This window comes from Flavobacterium psychrolimnae (assembly GCF_003312425.1).
Classification (GTDB): domain Bacteria; phylum Bacteroidota; class Bacteroidia; order Flavobacteriales; family Flavobacteriaceae; genus Flavobacterium; species Flavobacterium psychrolimnae.
Map to the genome: position 1 here is coordinate 131,398 of NZ_QNUX01000008.1, position 20,148 is coordinate 151,545.

At 33.2% G+C, this 20,148-nt stretch carries 16 protein-coding genes; 13 read left to right on the top strand and 3 right to left on the bottom strand.

Translation table 11 applies throughout. The features are described 5' to 3' along the window. The first annotated feature begins 13 nt into the window (after positions 1-13). The 10 genes from DR980_RS10050 (at position 14) to DR980_RS10095 (ending at position 13,032) form a co-directional block, all read left to right on the top strand. Positions 14-1,180, top strand: coding sequence for an N-acetylmuramoyl-L-alanine amidase family protein (locus tag DR980_RS10050; RefSeq protein ID WP_113635657.1), 1,167 nt, complete (start codon positions 14-16; stop codon positions 1,178-1,180). Between the two features lie 47 nt (positions 1,181-1,227). Next, complete coding sequence (locus DR980_RS10055) at positions 1,228-2,397, top strand: N-acetylmuramoyl-L-alanine amidase family protein (protein WP_244199291.1); 1,170 nt, start codon at positions 1,228-1,230, stop codon at positions 2,395-2,397. Between the two features lie 50 nt (positions 2,398-2,447). Further along, a complete protein-coding gene (locus tag DR980_RS10060) occupies positions 2,448-3,413 on the top strand; it encodes an MlaD family protein (protein ID WP_113635661.1) in 966 nt (321 codons plus the stop codon). Positions 3,414-3,418: 5 nt separating this feature from the next. Then, a complete protein-coding gene (locus DR980_RS10065) occupies positions 3,419-4,750 on the top strand; it encodes a (Fe-S)-binding protein (protein WP_113635663.1) in 1,332 nt (443 codons plus the stop codon). Positions 4,751-4,846: 96 nt separating this feature from the next. Next, positions 4,847-5,638 (top strand): (Fe-S)-binding protein, encoded by a 792-nt coding sequence (locus tag DR980_RS10070; RefSeq protein ID WP_113635665.1) that lies wholly within the window; start codon positions 4,847-4,849, stop codon positions 5,636-5,638. 65 nt (positions 5,639-5,703) lie between these two features. Next, positions 5,704-6,186, top strand: coding sequence for an ABC transporter ATPase (locus DR980_RS10075; protein ID WP_113635667.1), 483 nt, complete (start codon positions 5,704-5,706; stop codon positions 6,184-6,186). 13 nt (positions 6,187-6,199) lie between these two features. Then, a complete protein-coding gene (locus DR980_RS10080) occupies positions 6,200-9,196 on the top strand; it encodes a glycoside hydrolase family 3 N-terminal domain-containing protein (protein WP_113635669.1) in 2,997 nt (998 codons plus the stop codon). A gap of 104 nt (positions 9,197-9,300) precedes the next feature. After that, positions 9,301-11,322, top strand: coding sequence for a heavy metal translocating P-type ATPase (locus DR980_RS10085; RefSeq protein ID WP_113635671.1), 2,022 nt, complete (start codon positions 9,301-9,303; stop codon positions 11,320-11,322). Positions 11,323-11,399: 77 nt separating this feature from the next. Next, positions 11,400-12,533 carry an N-acetyl-alpha-D-glucosaminyl L-malate synthase BshA gene (bshA, locus tag DR980_RS10090; RefSeq protein ID WP_113635673.1) on the top strand — a complete coding sequence of 378 codons (1,134 nt, stop codon included), beginning with the start codon at positions 11,400-11,402 and terminating at the stop codon, positions 12,531-12,533. A 70-nt stretch (positions 12,534-12,603) separates the two neighbouring features. After that, positions 12,604-13,032: a protease complex subunit PrcB family protein gene (locus DR980_RS10095; protein ID WP_113635675.1), complete on the top strand. Its 429-nt coding sequence runs from the start codon at positions 12,604-12,606 to the stop codon at positions 13,030-13,032. Positions 13,033-13,084: 52 nt separating this feature from the next. On the opposite strand, the gene DR980_RS10100 is transcribed toward DR980_RS10095, so the two are convergent. Both DR980_RS10100 and DR980_RS10105 read right to left on the bottom strand, forming a co-directional pair. Further along, positions 13,085-13,588: a hypothetical protein gene (locus DR980_RS10100; protein ID WP_113635677.1), complete on the bottom strand. Its 504-nt coding sequence runs from the start codon at positions 13,586-13,588 to the stop codon at positions 13,085-13,087. Between the two features lie 115 nt (positions 13,589-13,703). Continuing rightward, a complete protein-coding gene (locus DR980_RS10105; protein WP_113635680.1) occupies positions 13,704-14,543 on the bottom strand; it encodes a UDP-2,3-diacylglucosamine diphosphatase in 840 nt (279 codons plus the stop codon). A gap of 183 nt (positions 14,544-14,726) precedes the next feature. Here DR980_RS10105 and aroC point away from each other — a divergent pair, with 183 nt between their 5' ends. The 3 genes from aroC to DR980_RS10120 all read left to right on the top strand — a co-directional run bounded on the left by aroC (position 14,727) and on the right by DR980_RS10120 (position 19,563). Then, positions 14,727-15,785, top strand: a complete 1,059-nt coding sequence (gene aroC, locus DR980_RS10110; RefSeq protein ID WP_113635741.1) for a chorismate synthase — start codon at positions 14,727-14,729, stop codon at positions 15,783-15,785. Between the two features lie 112 nt (positions 15,786-15,897). After that, the gene (locus DR980_RS10115; RefSeq protein ID WP_113635682.1) at positions 15,898-17,178 is read left to right on the top strand and encodes a dicarboxylate/amino acid:cation symporter; all 1,281 of its coding nucleotides are present in this window, start codon (positions 15,898-15,900) and stop codon (positions 17,176-17,178) included. A gap of 189 nt (positions 17,179-17,367) precedes the next feature. Further along, positions 17,368-19,563: a response regulator gene (locus DR980_RS10120; protein WP_113635684.1), complete on the top strand. Its 2,196-nt coding sequence runs from the start codon at positions 17,368-17,370 to the stop codon at positions 19,561-19,563. A 103-nt stretch (positions 19,564-19,666) separates the two neighbouring features. Here DR980_RS10120 and DR980_RS10125 read toward each other — a convergent pair whose 3' ends face one another. After that, positions 19,667-20,143 carry an Hsp20/alpha crystallin family protein gene (locus DR980_RS10125; protein WP_113635686.1) on the bottom strand — a complete coding sequence of 159 codons (477 nt, stop codon included), beginning with the start codon at positions 20,141-20,143 and terminating at the stop codon, positions 19,667-19,669. Between the last annotated feature and the right edge of the window lie 5 nt (positions 20,144-20,148).

The following is a 20,148-nucleotide window of genomic DNA, read 5'->3' on the forward strand; positions in this document are numbered from 1 at the left end:
AACTTATAGCTTTATGCGCAAAACATATAAAATTAAAAGAATATTAACTTTTATTTTGATAATATTTTCGGTAATTGGGTATGGTCAATCCAATAATTTTAAGGTGACTTTAGATGCAGGTCATGGAGCGCATGATTTTGGTGCTGTTTATGAAGGGCGAGTTGAAAAAAACATTGCTTTGGCAGTAGTTTTAAAAGTTGGAAAAATATTAGCAGCCACTCCACAAATGGAGGTAAATTACACCCGAAAAACAGATGTATTTATTGATTTGATCGAAAGAGCTAATATTGCCAATAGATTTAATGCCAATATTTTTGTTTCCATTCATTGTAACGCTAATAGAAACACTGCTGCTGATGGTACCGAAACCTACGTAATGGGTTTGAGCAAAGTGGCATCAAACTTAGAGGCGGCCAAAAAAGAGAACTCTGTAATTACATTAGAGAAAGATTACAAACAAAAATATGAAGGATTTGATCCCAACTCTCCCGAAACGATGATTGGAATGACTTTGATGCAAGAGGAATACTTAGATAACAGTATTTCGCTGGCAAGTAAAGTAGAAGATGCTTTTGAGGATCTTGGTAAAAAAATTAGAGGTGGCGGAGTAAAACAAGCTCCTTTTATGGTACTTCACAAGGCATATATGCCAAGAGTATTAATAGAAATGGGTTTTATCTCTAATACTACTGAAGGAAATAAATTAAATTCTGAAGAAGGACAGGATGAAATTGCCAAAGCTATTGCTGATGCGATTATCAGTTATAAAAAAGAATATTATGGTAGTGGCGAAATGGAATTTTTTGAAGAAAGACCTTCGCAAAAAATAAATGAAAAACCAATAAGAGATACGGTTACTCCGGCAAAACCAAAAACGATGTCTCAAACGGTGGAGCCAACGCAAACTAAAAAGGCGGTTGATAATACTAAACCAATATTCAAAGTGCAACTTTCGGCAAGCATTAAAAGACTGGAATTGATTCCTAGAAATTTTAATGGGCTGAAAAATATTTCTGTAGCCTATGAAAATAGAGTTTACAAATATATGTACGGAGAAACTGCTGATTATGACGAAGCAAAAAAGCAATTAAGCGAAGCAAAAGATAAAGGTTACAATACTGCTTTTTTGATCGCTTTCAAAAACGGAGAAAAAATCAACATTCAGGATGCTCTAAAATAATAGCAGCTACTTTCATGTTATAATCGGAAAACACACCTACTTATATTTTGAAGATTCTCAAACAAACTAAAATAGTTTTTATACTACTGTTTTTATTTTTTACAGTAAATATCTTTTCTCAATCTAAAACTAAGTTTATTGTAATTTTAGATGCGGGTCACGGTGGAAAAGATCCCGGTAATTCCTATCATGGTTTTGTTGAAAAAGAAATTGCACTTAAAACTACATTGAAACTAGAAAAGCTCCTTGAAAAAGAGGGCGGTATTCAAGTCATCCATACCAGAAAATCAGATGTTTTTATAGAATTAAAAGACCGACCAAAAAAGGCGAACAGTCTTGATGCTAATTTATTTATTTCCATACACTGTAATTCTGTCAAAAATCCAGTTCCTTTTGGTACAGAAACGTTTGTAATGGGTTTGGCAAGGAGCAAAGGTAACTTAGAAATTGCAAAACAAGAAAACTCGGTTATATTATTGGAGAAAGATTACAAGCAAACCTATAAAGGATTTGACCCCAAAAATCCCGAAACATTAATAGGGTTAAAAATTCTGCAAGAAGATTATTTAGACCGAAGTATAAATCTAGCTTCAAAAATTGAAAATAATTTTAAAAATAAAGTACATCGAAAATCAAGAGGAATAAAACAGACTCCGTTATGGGTTTTGGATGCCGCTTACATGCCCAGCGTATTGATTGAATTAGGCTTTTTATCCAATAACGAGGAAGGCGTTTTTCTAAATTCAAATGTGGGACAAAACAAGATGGCACAGGCAATTGCTACAGCAATTATCGCATACAAAAAAGAATATTTTGGAATACAATCCGGCAATACTTATCAGGATACTTCCACCAAAAAAATAACGGAAAACAGTACAGAAAATAGTTCAAAGCGCACAAAATCAAAACTAAATATTGAAAAATCAGTTTCGAAAAAGAGCGAAACAAGAATACAAAATTCTGAAGTGATTTTTAAAGTTCAATTTGCAGCCGGAAATAAAAATATCGAATTAAATCCTTCTAATTTTAAAGGATTAAAAAATGTCAGCGTAAGAACAAACAACGGCTCCTTTTATAAATATGCTTACGGTGCAACATCGGATTATAATGTTGCGAAACAGAATTTGAAAGAAGTTAAATCCAAAGGGTATTCTTCAGCGTATATTATAGCATTTAGTGATGGAAAAAATATTAGTGTTGAAGAAGCGCTGAAATAATTACAACAAGTCAAATAATTTATATTAAATTTGTAAAAAATACTTAAATTTTGAAAATAACAAGAGAAATTAAAACTGCCATTCTAGTAATAGCGTCGATTTTATTATTTATTTGGGGCTACAGTTTTTTAAAAGGAAGAGACCTATTTACCAATTACAAAACTTTTTTTGTAGAATATAAAAGTGTAGAAGGTTTAGCTACATCAGCACCAGTAACCTTAAACGGTTTAGTCGTGGGTAAAGTTAGCAGCATCACCATAAATGAAAATACAGGTGTATTATTAGTGGAATTACAGTTAAAAACTGATTTTCCAATTTCCAGTTCCAGTGTTGCTTCTATTTATGAGCCAGGATTTATTGGAGGAAAACAAATTGCTATTATTCCAAATTTTAATGACAAAACATTAGCTGTTGATGGTCAGAAGTTGCAAGGTGGAGTGAAAATGGGACTTACTGATAAAGTAGGAGATCAATTAGCTCCTCTTCAGGAAAAACTGGAAAAGTTATTGGGAAGTACTGAAAAATTAATTTCAGGACTTAATAACGTTTTGGATCAAAAAGGGCAGCAAGATTTAAAGCTTACTTTGGCTGAATTGAGCAAGACTATTGAACAGTTTCACAAAGTTTCTATGAATGTTAATGATTTATTAGACACTAATAAAACTCAAATAAATGGAGTGGTAACCAATTTCAATAAAATATCTGGAAATTTCTCTAAAATTTCAGATTCCCTTAATAAAGCTGATTTAGGTAAAACTGCCCGTAATTTGAATGCAACTTTAGCAAGAGTTGATGGTATCATGAGCGGTTTGGAATCAGGTAAAGGTTCTATGGGGAAATTATTAAATGACGAAGCTTTTTACCAAAACATTAAAAGTTCTACAAAAGAATTAGAATTACTCTTGCAGGATATTAGACTCTATCCAACACGATATGTGAATATCTCTGTTTTTGGAAAGAAAAACAAACCTTATGTTGGTCCTACGAACGATTCTATACCTAATGTAAAAAATTAGCAATTATGAGCTATTTAGACAATATTTTATTTGCCATTCTATTGGTTATTGGTTTTGGATATTTTTTCAACAGTGTTAAAAAAATTAGACGTAATATCAATCTTGGAACTGATGTAAATCGTTCAGATAATCCTAAAGCGCGTTGGACCAATATGGCCATGATTGCACTTGGTCAATCAAAGATGGTAAAAAGACCCATTGCCGGTATACTTCACATTATTGTCTACGTAGGTTTTGTAATCATCAACATTGAATTATTAGAGATTATAATTGACGGACTTTTTGGTACGCATCGTGTTTTTGCTTTTTTAGGAACAACGTATGATGTACTGATTGCTTCTTTCGAAATTTTAGCATTTTTGGTTTTAGTAGCTGTTTTTGCCTTCTGGAGCAGAAGAAATGCAATCAAACTGAAACGATTTGTAAGTTCAGACTTGAAAGGATGGCCTAAAAGTGACGCGAATTACATCTTGTATTTCGAGGTGGTTCTAATGACATTATTTTTATTAATGAACGCTTCTGATTTGCATTTGCAAAATGTTCCGGGTGGTTTTTCACATTTTATAAAAGCAGGTTTTTTTCCTGTAAGTCAATTTATTGAGCCTATCTTTAACGGTATGTCAAATGAATTGGTAATGTTGCTTTCAGAGATATTTTGGTGGTTACACATTGTGGGTATTTTGATTTTCATGAACTACCTTTATTTTTCAAAACATTTACATATTCTGCTAGCTTTCCCAAACACCTATTTTGCAAATCTGAATCCGCAAGGTCAATTTGATAATTTAGAATCAGTTACTAAAGAAGTGAAGTTAATGATGGATCCTAACGCTGATCCTTTTGCGGCAGCTCCAGTGGATGAAAATGCAGTTCCGAGTAAATTTGGCGCAAGTGATATTCAGGATTTAAATTGGGTACAATTATTGAACGCTTACACTTGTACAGAGTGTGGTCGTTGTACTTCATCTTGTCCAGCGAATATAACAGGAAAGAAATTGTCTCCACGTAAGATTATGATGGATACCAGAGACAGAATGGAAGAAGTAGGAAGAAATATTGATGCTAATAAAGGTATTTTTATTCCGGATAACAAAACATTATTAAACGACTACATTACACCAGAAGAGCTTTGGGCTTGTACTTCTTGTAATGCATGTGTAGAGGAATGTCCGGTAAATATTAGTCCGCTTTCAATCATTATGGATATGCGTCGCTATTTAGTTATGGAACAAAGTGCGGCTCCAATGCCTTTGAATGCTATGATGACCAATATTGAAAATAATGGTGCACCTTGGCAGTACAATCAGCAAGATCGATTGAATTGGAAAAACGAATAATAGTTTTATTTGTTTAGAGTTCATATCAAATAATCAAAAAATAATTTTCCGTTTACTTGAATAATCAAATCAACGAATAACCGAATCACAAATAGTATGTCAGAGAATTTAATAGTGCCAACTATGGCCGAAATGTTAGCTCAAGGGAAACAACCAGAAGTTTTATTTTGGGTTGGTTGTGCAGGAAGTTTTGACGATAGAGCAAAGAAAATAACTAAGGCTTTTGTACGAATTTTAAATCGTGCCAATGTTCCTTTTGCAGTTTTGGGTACTGAAGAAAGTTGTACAGGTGATCCCGCGAAAAGAGCTGGGAATGAGTTTTTATTCCAAATGCAAGCGATGATGAATATTGAAGTTTTGAATGCTTACGAAGCAAAAAAAATTGTCACTGCTTGTCCGCATTGTTTTAATACGCTTAAAAACGAATATCCGGAATTAGGCGGAAAATATGAAGTAGTTCACCATACGGAATTCTTGAAATCGTTGTTAGATGATGGAAGATTGACTATTGAAGGTGGGCAATTCAAGGGAAAGCGAATTACTTTTCACGATCCTTGCTATTTAGGAAGAGCCAATAATGTATATGAAGCACCAAGAGATTTAATTCTAAAATTGGATGCTGAATTAGTTGAAATGAAGCGTTCCAAAGCTAATGGTTTATGTTGTGGTGCCGGTGGTGCCCAAATGTTTAAAGATGCTGAACCAGGAAATAAGGAAGTCAACGTTGAAAGAACCGAAGACGCATTAGAAACAAAACCGGAAATAATTGCTGCTGGTTGTCCTTTTTGTAATACCATGATGACAGATGGGATTAAAAACAAAGAAAAGGAAGGTGATGTAAAAGTTATGGATATTGCGGAATTAATCGCAAATGCGCAGGATTTATAAATCAATTAAAATTACAAATTTTGATTATCCTAATCAAAATTCATAACTCATAATTCATAATTACAATGTACGTTCCATTTGAAAATTTACCCGAAGAATCCAGAATTTGGATTTATCAATCGAACAGAAAGTTTTCGGATGCGGAATTTTCTGAAATAGAAATTGCTTTGCAATCCTTCTTAGAAGGTTGGGCTGCGCATGGCACTAGTTTAGAATCATCGTATGAATTAAAATACAATCGTTTCATTATTATTGCAGTAAATCAAGATGTTCAGCCCGCAACAGGATGTTCTATTGATTCCTCCGTTGAATTTATCCAAAGTTTAGAACAAAAATACAACGTTGATTTATTGGATAAAATGAATGTTACTTTCAAACTTGGAGAGCATATTGCCCATAAGCCATTAATTGATTTCAAGAAAATGGTAAAAGATAAAGCCGTTACGGAGAACACAATCGTTTTCAATAATCTGGTTAATAATGTAGAAGAATATAATGAATCTTGGGAAGTTCCAGCTATCGACAGTTGGCACAGTAGGTTTTTTTAAACAAAATAGTTCAATGAAAAAAATAGGCATCAAAATTGTTTTTTCTTATGTCTTATTTATTTTTGTTGCTGCTGGTTGCGTTGGTACAAAAGTGAATAAGAACAAAACAATTGTATCCACAGGTCCGTCCAAAATAGAAAATTTGGACAGCATAAATACTACTAATATTCCTAAGCTTTTTGACTTATCTCCCGAAGGAAACAAATGGGTAGACAGTCTTTATAATACTATGACCTTAGAGGAAAAATTTGGCCAATTATTTATGGTTGCTGCTTATTCCAATAAAGATTCTGCTCATAGTAATGCCATTGAAAAACTTATTTTGGATTATAAAATTGGAGGATTAATTTTCTTCCAAGGAGGTCCGGTTCGCCAGGCTAAATTGACTAATCGTTTTCAATCCAAATCAAAAATTCCTCTTTTTATTGGAAGTGATGCGGAATGGGGTTTGGGTATGCGATTGGATTCTACCTATCGTTATCCTTGGAATATGACTCTTGGCGCCATTCAAGACATGAAACTTTTAGAGAAAGTTGGTGTGCAAATGGGAAAGCAGAGCAAGCGATTGGGAATGCAGTTTAATTTTGCACCGGTACTTGATATCAATTCAAATCCTAAAAATCCTATTATTGGTTTTCGTTCTTTTGGCGAAGATAAATTTAAAGTTACAGAACGGGCAATTGCCGTTATGAACGGGGTTCAAAGTCAGGGAGTATTTTCGACAGGGAAACATTTTCCAGGTCATGGCGATACAGATACCGATTCTCATAAAAAATTACCAATCATTAATTCTTCGAAAGAGAGACTAAAGGATATTGAGTTTTACCCTTACAAAAAAATGTTTCATGAAGGACTTGCATCAGTTATGGTGGCACATTTAAGCGTTCCCAGTTTAGAACCAAGACCTAATTTTCCTTCTTCGATTTCTTATAATGTAGTTACTGATATTCTTCAAAAAGAAATGGGTTTCCATGGACTTATTTTCACCGATGCTTTGAATATGAAAAGTGTAAGTAATTTTAAATTACCCAGCGAAATTAATTTTGAAGCTTTTATGGCCGGAAATGACGTTTTGTTGTTTCCTGAAAATGTTCCTGCTGCGATTGATAAATTTAGATTAGCATATTCCTTGAATTTATTTACTGATGAACGGTTGGCTTTTTCTGTAAAGAAAATTTTAAAATTCAAGTATAAAGCTGGTTTGAATACGTACAAACCGATTGTTATAGAAAATTTGTACAATGATTTAAATGCTTTAGAAAATGATGCATTACAATATGAATTGTATGAAAATGCAATTACTGTTCTAAAAAATACTTCGGCTGTTTTGCCAGTTAAAAATTTGGATAAACAAAAAATTGCTTACGTAAAAATTGGCGATGACAGCAACGATGATTTTTTATCGACTTTAAAAAAATACGCTGAAGTAACTGAAATTGAAGAAACTAATTTGGATAGTCTTCAAGCGAAATTACAGCCTTTTACAACGGTAATTATTGGCTATCACAAATCAGATGTTGCTTTTAGAAACGATGATTTAAAATCTAATGAGTTATTCAAGATTAATTTTTTAGCCAAAAACAATACAGTAATTCTGAATGTTTTTGCCAAACCTTATTCATTACTGCCAATTACCAATTTTGATGATATCGAAGGATTGGTTGTTTCTTATCAAAATAGTTCGATTGCTCAGATTGTTTCTGCCGAACTAATTTTTGGATCGATTGAAGCAAAAGGCAAATTACCGGTTTCAATCAATGATAGTTTCAAAGTAAATGATGGTTTGCCAACAGAAAAATTGAATCGTTTAGGTTTCACTACACCAGAAAATGTTGGAATGAATTCGACTATTTTATCAAAAATTGAAGGTATTGCCAATAAAGCGATTAATGCTAAAATGACACCTGGAATTCAGGTTTTGGTAGCCCGAAAAGGTAAAGTTATTTATCAAAAATCATTCGGATACCATACGTATGATAAATCGATAAAAGTGCAGGATTCAGATATTTATGATGTGGCGTCGTTGACAAAAATTTTAGCGACTTTGCCAAATGTTATGTTGCAATACGATCAGCAAAAAATAAATTTGGAGACTACATTAGCAACAATGTCTCCAATTTTTAAAGATTCTAATAAAGCGAATATCAATTTCAAGGATTTATTGTCTCATTATGCTGGTTTAGCGGCAGGAATTCCATTTTACAAGGCTACAATGGATAAATCAAAATCTCCTTCTGAGGTTTATTTTAGGAAAGTTGCTGAAGAGAATTTCTCAAAAAAATTAGGAGATAGTCTTTTTATACGAGATGATTTTAGCGACACCATTATGAAAATGATTGTTGATAGTAAGCTGTCAGTAAAAAAAGAATACAAATACAGTGATCTCACTTTCATGATTTTGAAGGACTATTTGGAAAAAACAACGGGTAAAACATTAGATATCTTGATTCAGGAAAATTTCTATCGCTCGCTTGGAATGAATAATTCCAGTTTTAATCCATTGAATAAATTTGATAAAAATAGAATTCCGCCAACGGAAACGGATACATATTTCCGTCGCCAGCTTTTGCAAGGGTATGTCAACGACTTATCGGCTGCTTTAGAAGGTGGCGTTTCTGGTCATGCAGGAGTTTTTTCAAATGCAATGGATGTGGCTAAAATAATGGAACTTTATCTGCAAAAAGGGAATTATGGCAATCAGCAATATTTTTCCGAGAAAACTTTTGAAGACTTTAATACTTGCTATTTTTGCGCAGTGGGAAATAGGCGAGGTGTTGGTTTTGATAAACCACAATTGGGTACCGAAGGACCTACATGCGGTTGTGCTTCAATGACCAGTTTTGGACACACCGGCTACACTGGAACAATGGCTTGGGCAGATCCTGAAACGCAAATTGTCTATGTTTTTTTATCCAATAGAACTTTTCCGGTTGCTGCAGAGAACAGATTATCCAAAGCAAATATTCGGGAAGACATTCAGAAAATAATTTACGAAGCCATTACAGATTAAAATCTACAATCTTTTTGGATTCAGTTTAGGTTTAGAAAAGAGTCGTTCAACTACCTTCTTGAGGGTTAATTTTGTACTTTTAGAATTCTTAATCTACTGCAATTATGGCGCACAAACATACTAATAAAGCTAGTCATCAGGATGCTTGTTGCTCAATAGAAGATAATAAAACGGTAACAAATAAACAAACGGATTGCTGCTCATCAGAAAGTGATACTGAAAATCACTCTGGACATGACCATGATCACGATCATTCAAATGGAAGTGAAGGGGTATTAAAGATGTTTTTTCCCTCTATTGTCAGTTTTGCATTATTATTAGTTGCATTATTATTTGATAGTTACTTTCCGCAATCTTGGTTTAATGGTTGGATTCGAATTGTTTGGTATGTTATAGCTTATATTCCAGTGGGTTTTCCAGTTTTGAAAGATGCTTTTCAAAGTATTAGAAACGGAGCTGTTTTTTCTGAGTTTTTCTTGATGAGTGTTGCTACCATTGGCGCTTTTGGCATTGGTCAATATGCGGAAGGAGTTACTGTAATGCTTTTTTATGCTATTGGTGAACTGTTTCAAATGATGGCGGTACAAAAAGCCAAATCTAACATAAAATCATTATTGGATGAAAGACCTGATGTAGCAAATGTTGTTCAAGGACAAACTGTGGTTGCAATTAAAGCGTCGGAAGTACCTATTGGCGCAATTATAGAATTAAAACCCGGGGAAAAAGTAGCATTGGATGGGAAATTGCTTTCGGATTATGCCACTTTCAATACAGCCGCACTAACCGGCGAAAGTAAACCTGACACCAAATCAAAAGGAGAAACAATTCTTGCAGGAATGATTAATCTCAATACGATTTCTCAAGTTGAAGTTACTACAGCATTTACGGACAGTAAATTGTCTAAAATTCTGGAAATGGTTCAGGATGCTACTGCCAAAAAAGCGCCGACAGAATTATTCATGAGGAAGTTTGCTAAAATCTATACGCCAATAGTAGTATATCTCGCCATTGCCATCTGTTTGGTTCCAATCTTGTTTGTTGAAACGTATGTGTTTAAAGACTGGTTGTATCGAGCCTTAATTTTTTTGGTGGTTTCATGTCCGTGTGCCTTAGTGATTTCTATTCCGTTGGGGTATTTTGGCGGTATTGGCGCAGCAAGTAAAAACGGAATATTGTTTAAAGGATCTACATTTTTGGATACAATGGCAGCTATTCAGGTAGTGGTTATGGACAAAACTGGAACGTTGACTAAAGGTGTTTTTAAAGTTCAAAAAGTAGTTTCAATAGGGATTTCCGAGGCCGATTTGGTTACTTACACTGCTGCAATCGAAGCCAAATCTACGCATCCTGTTGGTTCTGCACTACTAGAATTTGCCAATAATGCTAATAATGAAATTGTTGTTTCTGATGTTGCGGAGATTTCAGGCCTTGGCTTAAAAGGCCTTGTGGATGGAAAAGAAATTTTAGTGGGAAATCCTAAACTGATGAATAAATTTGATATCGATTATGACAAACAGTTAGATACAATTCCATTTACTATTATTGTTGTTGCCATAAATAAAAAATATTCAGGTTATTTCCTTATTGCCGATGAAATAAAAGAAGATGCAAAAACAGCTATTGAAAGTTTACACCAAATAAATATCAAAACAATTCTGCTCTCCGGTGATAATCAAGCTGTAGTTTCAGCTGTTGCCAAGGAGTTGAATATTGATGAAGCTTTTGGGAATTTATTACCGGAAAATAAGGTCGAAAAAGTAACAGCGCTTATAAACCAAAAACTAAAAGTTGCATTTGTAGGAGATGGCGTAAATGATGCTCCGGTAATTGCTTTGGCGCAAGCCGGAATTGCTATGGGTGGTTTAGGAAGCGATGCAACAATTGAGACGGCTGATATTGTTATTCAAAATGATCAGCCTACTAAGATTTTTACCGCCATTGCTATTGGAAGAAAAACAAAACAAATCGTTTGGCAAAATATTAGTTTGGCTTTTTCTGTAAAACTAATAGTTCTAATTCTTGGAGCCGGTGGACTTGCATCAATGTGGGAAGCTGTTTTTGCAGATGTTGGTGTGGCATTACTAGCAATTTTGAATGCGGTTAGAATTCAGCGAATGAAATTTTAAGTTCATCTCGTATTTAACTTAAAATTCCATAAAACCCATTCCTATTTTTCTTAATTTCGTTTCATTAAATTACATACATGAAAATTGCAATAGTTTGTTATCCTACCTTTGGAGGTAGTGGTGTTGTCGCTACAGAATTAGGGCTGGAATTGGCGCGTCGCGGTCATGAAATCCATTTTATAACCTACAGTCAGCCCGTACGTTTGGCACTTTTAAGTCCAAATGTTCATTACCACGAAGTAAATGTCCCTGAATATCCTTTATTCCATTATCAACCGTATGAATTGGCTTTGTCCAGTAAATTAGTCGATATGGTAAAATTATATAAAATAGAACTGCTTCATGTGCATTACGCCATTCCGCATGCTTATGCGGGCTATATGGCCAAGCAAATGTTGAAAGATGAAGGAATCAATATTCCGATGGTGACTACATTACACGGAACTGACATTACATTGGTTGGAAATCATCCTTTTTATAAACCAGCCGTAACCTTTAGCATCAATAAATCTGATTTTGTTACCTCGGTTTCCCAAAGTTTGAAAGATGACACACTTAAATTATTCAATATAAAAAATGAAATCGAGGTGATTCCAAATTTTATTGAATTGGAAAAAAATATAAATGATCCGAGTATTCCTTGTCAGCGTTCAGTTATGGCAAAGGAAAATGAACGGATTATTACACACATCAGTAATTTCAGAAAAGTAAAAAGAATTCCGGATGTAATTAAAATTTTCTATAACATCCAGAAAGAGATTCCGGCGAAACTGATGATGGTAGGAGATGGTCCTGAAAAAGAAAAAGCAGAATATTTATGTCAGGAATTGGGAATTTTAGATAAAGTAATCTTTTTTGGTAACAGTAACGAAATTGACAAAATTTTGTGCTTAACGGATTTGTTTTTGCTTCCGTCTGAAACAGAAAGTTTTGGTTTAGCCGCTCTGGAAGCAATGGCGTGCAAAGTTCCTGTCATTTCCAGTAATTCTGGAGGCTTGCCTGAGGTAAATTTTGATGGTATTTCCGGTTATTTAAGTAACGTTGGGAACACCGATGAAATGGCTCAAAATGCATTGAAAATTTTAAAAGACGATTCGGTTCTGAAACAATTTAAAGAAAATGCTTTATCAGTTGCAAAACAATTTGATATTAAAAATATTTTGCCACTTTACGAAGAGTTGTATCAAAAAGCCATTAATAAATATTTATAAACTCTCGATTGATAACTTTATGAATGAGAATATGTTTTTAAAGCTATTCCGTTTATTTAAAATATAGAAAATGAAAAAACTAATTCTTTCCGCATTTGCTATTACGCTTGCTTCATGTGGCGCTACTTCTTCAAAAATTTCAGATACAAGCAAATTATATGAAGTTTTGACACAGCAATCTAATGGCGGCGCCAATATTCGTTTTTTTGAAATACTTTCTGAGCCAAACGAAATTAAAATGCTGCAGAATGATGAAAATTTGAAAGATAAGATTAGTGCTACTGATATTCAGAACTCGAATTTTATTGTTTTGAATATGGGAGAGAAAACAACTGGAGGTTACAGTATAGGAATTGAGAATATTGTAGAAACTGATAAAAATGTAATTATAACTGTAAAAGAAACTAATCCTGAACCTGGTAGCATGGTAACGCAGGCGTTTACAACTCCTTTTTGTGTTGTTAAAATAAATTCTAAAAAAGAAATTATTATTAAATAAAAAAACGGCCACTATTTCTAGTGGCCGTTTTTGATGTATTATCTAGATAATACTAGAATTGATATCTAAGAGCTAAAGCTACATCAGATCCGTAATTGTTTTTGTAGTATCCACTTCCACCAAATTCAGGTCTGAAATCTAAAGAGATTAACAATGGAATATCAAAGTTGTATTCGATACCGATATCTCCTGCAGCAAATGCAAATGTATCATTGTATTTTGTATTGTTATCTTCATAACCATAGCTTCCAACACCACCACCAATACCAGCATACCAGTTGAAACCACCATCAATGTTCCAAACCCATTGGTATAAACCTGTTAGTTTGATTGCATTGTCATCATAGTTGTTGTTGTTAAAGTTACTTCTGTTTCTCCAACCTAAGTCTAATTCTAAACGGTTGTTAGCTGATAAACCTCTTTGGTAAGAAAGTTCAGCACCAAATCCACCGCTATCTCCAAAACGAAGACCTAATGCATTTTTTGAAATATCCTGTGCTTGTGCGGTAAATGCTAATCCAATTAACATTATTGCCGATAAAATAATCTTTTTCATATGTGAGTTTTTGTTGATACAAATGTAACGCTAACACAGGGTAAATTTTTATAAAATTTCAGATAAAAGTTATATAATTTACATATTCCGGAATCACAGCGCCCTAAAACGAGAATCACATCAAAATGTTTTGTTTCGAGAAAAGCACGGAGGCAATGATTTGATTGCTCAAAATATCTTCCATCTCAAAAAGATTATCTTCCTCAATATAATTCATTTCCGAATAGCGAAATAATTTCCAACGTTTTTTATTGTACTCTAATGCTGTAAGATTTTCAATCCAATCTCCGGAATTTAAATACATTGTACTGCCAATTTTAGTTTCTTTTTGAATCATTTTTGGCTCGTGGATGTGACCACAAATTACATAATCATACTTCTTTTCGATTGCTAATTCAGTGGCTGTTTTCTCAAAATCAGAAATGTGTTTTACTGCTTTCTTAACACTAGCCTTTATTTTCTTAGAAAAAGAGTACGGTTCTTTTCCTAGTTTTAACAAACACCAATTTACAAATCGGTTTAAAAGAATTAGATAGTCATATCCTAATCCACCCAATTTTGCAATCCATTTTGAGTGCTGTACAGAAGCATCAAAAACATCACCATGAAAAATCCACGCTTTTTTATCATCAAGATCTAAGACTAATTTGTCAACTAATGAAAAATTACCCAAATTCATATCACTGAATTTTCGTAGCATTTCATCATGATTTCCTGTAATGTAATAGACTTTTGTTCCCTTTGAAGCAAAACTGATAATTTTTTGAATGACCTTTAAATGAGCTTTTGGAAAATAAGATTTTCTAAATTGCCAGACATCAATAATATCGCCATTTAAGACTAAAATCTTAGGCTTAATGGTGGATAAGTAATTGTAAAGTTCCTTGGCATGGCTTCCAAAAGTTCCAAGATGTACATCTGAAATCACCACTAACTCGACTTTTCTTTTTTTCAAGGTTTTTCCATTTGAAGTTTACCAAAATAATCGAAATATTATCAAATGAATTGGAATTAAAGGTTAAGAAATTTAATATAATATTAATTTAATAACAATAAATATGAAATGTTGGTTAAAACTTTAAAGGCTAAAATTTTGAACTTTAAACTAAAATGGTACTTTTGTTCAAAACAAATTATAATGGCAGGAAATAGCTACGGAACACTATTTAGAATAACAACTTTTGGAGAATCCCATGGTGATGCTTTAGGCGGAATCATAGACGGTTGTCCTCCAGGAATTACAATAGATTTAGAAGCAATCCAATTCGAAATGTCAAGAAGAAAACCAGGTCAATCAGCTATCGTTACCCAACGAAAAGAGCCGGATGATGTTCAATTTCTTTCAGGGATTTTTGAAGGTAAAACTACTGGTACGCCAATCGGCTTTATTATTCCTAACACCAATCAAAAATCAGACGATTACTCTCATATAAAAGATAATTACAGACCCAGTCATGCCGATTATGTGTATGAAAAAAAATATGGCGTTCGTGATTATCGCGGTGGCGGACGTAGTTCAGCCCGTGAAACTGCAAGTAGAGTAGTGGCTGGTGCTGTGGCAAAACAAATGTTACCGGAAATAAAAATTAATGCTTACGTTTCTTCTGTAGGTCCAATTTTTTTAGAAAAACCATACCAAGATTTAGACTTTTCAAAAACCGAAAATAATCCGGTTCGATGCCCTGATGAAGAAGCAGCTGTAATTATGGAAGAATACATTCGGGATATTCGCAAACAAGGGGATACTGTGGGCGGAACTGTAACCTGTGTGATTCAAAATGTGCCTATTGGTTTAGGAGAGCCAGTTTTTGATAAACTTCATGCGGAACTTGGAAAAGCAATGCTTTCCATAAATGCTGTAAAAGGATTTGAATTTGGAAGCGGTTTTTGTGGTGCAAAAATGAAAGGTAGCGAGCATAACGATTTATACAATTCTGACGGAACGACAAAAAGCAATCTTTCAGGCGGAATACAAGGCGGTATCAGTAACGGAATGGATATTTATTTCCGAGTTGCTTTTAAACCGGTGGCTACCATTATGCAAAAACAAGAATCCTTAGACAATAAAGGTAATATTACGGAAATGACCGGAAAAGGACGCCATGATCCTTGTGTTGTACCACGTGCCGTTCCTATTGTCGAAGCAATGGCAGCGATTGTTTTAGCTGATTTTTATTTGATAAACAAAACATATTAATACTAATTTTTGGAGCTTTTCTGCTTTAAACATTATCGATTTTTAACTTCAATATAAGTGAACAAGATAGTGTTCTAATTAGAATAAGTCCTGAAGCCTAACAAACTCATTAATGAATACCAATACAACTAAAAAACCATCTTTTTTTTCAGGATTAACGGGTCAAATATTAATTGCTATGGTTTTGGGTGCTGTTTTAGGCATTATCATACACAATTCGATTTCTCCAGAATCGGCTCAAAATTTTAGTAATAAAATCAAAATTCTGGCGACAATTTTCATTAGATTGGTTCAAATGATTATTTCTCCATTAGTTTTTACAACTTTGGTTGTAGGAATTGCGAAACTTGGTGATATCAAGGCGGTAGGAAGAATTGGAGGAAAAGCGATGGGATGGTTCTTTACAGCTTCATTTATCTCTTTATTATTGGGTATGTTTTTTGTAAACATATTGGAACCTGGAGTTGGCCTTAATTTATCAAATGTTGATATGGGTTCAGTTTCAGAGGTTACTGCAAAAACTCAAAATATATCTTTTGAAAATTTTATTGAACATATTGTGCCTAAAAGTATTTTTGAGGCCATGGCAACCAATGAAATTTTACAAATTGTAATTTTTTCTATATTCTTTGGTTTGGCTGCAGCCGCATTGGGAGATTATGTGAAGCCAGTTACAAACGCTCTAGATAAAACATCTCACATTGTTCTGAAAATGGTAAACTATGTAATGAAGTTTGCTCCAATAGGAGTTTTTGGAGCTATTGCGGGTGTATTTGCAGTAAGAGATTTTCAGGAATTGGCCATTACTTACTTTAAGTTTTTTGGTTCTTTTTTAATTGGAATTTCATCACTTTGGGTAGTTTTGATTGTTGTAGGGTATATTTTTCTAAAAAGCAGAATGACTGTTTTGCTTAAAAGAATTGTCAGTCCGTTAATTATTGCTTTTGGTACAACCAGCAGTGAAGCTGTTTTTCCAAAATTGACGGAAGAATTAGAACGTTTTGGTGTCAAAGATAGAATTGTATCTTTCATGTTGCCGCTTGGATATTCTTTTAATTTGGATGGAAGTATGATGTACATGACTTTTGCCAGTATTTTCATTGCCCAAGCGTACGGAATAGATTTAGATTTAGGAACTCAAATGACCATGCTTTTGGTTTTAATGCTTACCAGTAAAGGGATTGCAGGCGTTCCAAGGGCGAGTTTAGTAGTTGTTGCGGCAACTTGCGGTATGTTTGATATTCCAATTGAAGGAATTGCTTTGATTCTGCCAATTGATCACTTTTGCGATATGTTTCGCAGTGCAACGAATGTTTTAGGAAATGCTTTAGCGACTTCAGTTGTAGGGCAATGGGAAGGGGCTGATGAAACGGAAGAAGTTGTTATCGAGTAGTAGAAATTAATAATATTTTAAAGTACCTATTTTAACCTGTTCAACTATTGAACAGGTTTTTTTGTTTAAATATGGGAGTTTTTCTGTCTTTTAAATTATTCTTTTCTTCTGTTTGATTTTAATACATAATTTACCCATTTCTTCCTTTTTTTATTAAAATAATGTATATTTGATAAACTTTAATTGTTTATGTATCAGATACGTGTTGTTTTGTGGGCATTACTAACGTTAAATTCTTTTAACAGCACTATTTTTGCACAAACAAAATTATTTTCTGACAAAGAAATTACCAAACTAACGGATGAGGCTTCTCAATATTTAAAGGAGGCTAATTTTGAAAAATCATTAGAAGTCTCTAAGGTAGCATTACAAAAATCCATTACTGCTAATGATGCTACTGCAATTACAATTTCCTACAATACCATAGCTGCTAATTACGCTGAACTTGCTGAATTTGACAAAGCTATTTTTTTCTACAATAAAGCATTAAAGTACGCTAACAAGACTACCAATGATACTCTTGAAAGCAGGATTCATAATAATTTAGGTAATATCTATTGTTTTGAAAAGAAGCAATATATAAAAGGGATAAATTTTTATGAAAATGCTATTAAATACAGTCAAAAAATAGCAGACACGAATCAGATTTTTATGACCAAATTAAATATTGCTTGGGCTTATTTTGATGTTGGACATTTTGAGAAAGGATATCCAAGTTTAGAATTCGTAAATAAGTACAATTTAAAATTCGGTAATAAATCTAATGCTGGTGCTATAAATATGCTCAACGGAATGTATTATTCCCATCAAGGCAATGATGAAAAAGCCACAAATTCTTTTTTGAATGCTATAAAAGCTGGAAATGAAGCCAATGAAAAGTCGGATTTATCCTTTGCACATCTTGAATATTCTAAACATTTAATGAACAAGGGTGATTATAAAAATGCGTACGAAAACCTTAATAGATACAACGAAATTACCGCATTACTCTACAACAAGGAAAAACTGGAGAAAGCTAATATTGCCGGAATTAATGTTGAATTAGATGAGTATAAAAGGGAAATCGATAAATTTGAAATCGAAAAAGAAGCCCAACTTCAGATTGTAGAAAAATCTAAAACGATTTTGTTGTTATTTACAGTAATATCTATCGTTTTATTGCTTTTGCTTTATACTTTGTTTAAAAACAATAATTTTAGAAAAAAATTGAATGCAGAACTTTCAACCACTAACAAACAACTATTAATTGCAAAGGAAAAAGCGGAGGAAGCTTCTGTTTTAAAATCTCAATTTGTGTCAACCATTAGCCATGAACTCAGAACGCCTTTATATGGAGTGGTAGGAATTACAAATATGTTGTTGGACGAACATAAAGAATTAGCCGACAGTCCGCACTTGAGTTCATTAAAATTTTCGGCCAGATACTTGCTTTCGTTGGTAAATGATATTCTTCAAATTAACAAAATTGAAGATAATAGAATGATTTTGGAGAATTTGACTTTTAATATTTCTGATGAAATTAATATGGTCAAAAATTCGCTTTCTTTTTTAGCTAAAAAAAATAATAATTTTATCGTAGTAAAAATTGATCCTGCTATCCCAGAATATTTAATTGGGGATAAATTACGGCTATCTCAAATTATTATGAATTTGGTGAGTAACGCTCTGAAATTTACTGCAAATGGGGAAGTAATAATTCACATAAATTTAGAAAGAATAGAAGGCAAATCCTATTTTATAGAATTCAGAATTGAAGACAACGGAATTGGAATTGCAGCTGAAGATCAAGAGAAGATTTTTGAAAAATTTGTACAAGTAGGTCGAAAAGAAACGGATTATCAAGGAACCGGACTTGGACTTTCAATAGTAAAACAACTGTTAGGCTTATTCAATAGTACTATTTCATTGCAAAGCACCATTGGTCAGGGAACTATTTTTAAGTTCTTGATTGCTTTTGAATACAATCCTGAGAAAACAATCGATATCATCAATAACATTCAAGTTGATATTGCTCCTCCTCATTCCATAAATGTGTTGGTTGTAGAGGATAATCATATTAATCAGTTGGTTACCAAAAAAACTATAGAAAAGAATAATTATAAATGTAGCGTAGTAGATAACGGATATGCAGCACTGGAAATCCTTGATAGAGAATACTTTGATATTATACTCATGGATATCAATATGCCTCTAATAAATGGGTTTGAGACTACCAGGAAAATTCGGCTTATGGGAATCGAAACACCAATTGTGGCACTTACTGCTTTCGATAAAGCTGAAATTACTGAAGAAGCGCTCTCAGCAGGAATTAATGATATTATTATAAAACCTTTTGACTCGGTTAAGTTGTTTAGTATTATTACAATTTTGATTTCTAAAAACTAAAGGAACTAAAATTTTTACAACAAAAAAAATCGTTAAACCTTTAAAGTCTCCTACAAACTCTAAGATTTAACGATGTTTTATCTGTTAATGATTGAATACTTTTCTATTTTATTGCAATTTTTTTTAACATCTTTTTCTTACCATTGTCTTTTTTTGCAATGTCGATATGAAGAATTCCATCTTTATAACTAGCTTCAATTTTATTTTCATCAATTGAATCTGGTAAAGTAAAAGATCGAAAGAAGGATTGATAATTAAACTCTTTTCGAACGTAATTATCTTTTTTTCTTGTTTCTTCTTTTTCTTCTTTTTTTTCAGAAGAAATCATGAGCATGTTGTTGTCAATTTCAACTTTAAAATCTTCTTTTTTCATTCCCGGAGCAGCTAGTTCTACTTGTAGTTTGTCATCAGTTTCTTTTAAATTCACTGAAGGTAAATTACTGCCCATAGCGGTAAAATTTTTATCAGTCCAATCAAATAAATCTCTTGAGATAAAATCATCAAAAAATGTATTTACTGAAGGAAATAAACTTGTATTCATTACTGGCACTAATCCGTTTCTTTTAACTAAAGTTTCCATAATTT